At 32.5% G+C, this 255-nt stretch carries 1 pseudogene; it reads left to right on the top strand.

Annotated elements, in window-relative coordinates:
- Positions 1–255 (top strand): annotated as a pseudogene (locus tag SB658_RS25670) (MFS transporter); the annotation flags it as partial.

The raw sequence follows: 255 nt of genomic DNA on the forward strand, positions 1-255 counted from the left end.
GGTCTTTGGGTAGTAAAATCATTTTCATTTCATTATCTATTTCTTCTATGCACAGCATTAGCACTTATTGCATTCATACTTGCATTTGGTACAAAAATCCCAGCAGTTCAGCATACATCAAAAAAGCCAATATCATTTTTTGAAAAAACTGTATTACCAGTCGCTATTGTTACATTTTTTCTATCCTTTACTTTTGGTGGCATTACAACATTTTTACCACTATTTGCGGCAAACATTCAAGTTAATGCTGGTACT

This window comes from Bacillus sp. SIMBA_008, assembly GCF_046535495.1.
Taxonomy (GTDB): Bacteria; Bacillota; Bacilli; order Bacillales; family Bacillaceae; genus Bacillus; species Bacillus subtilis.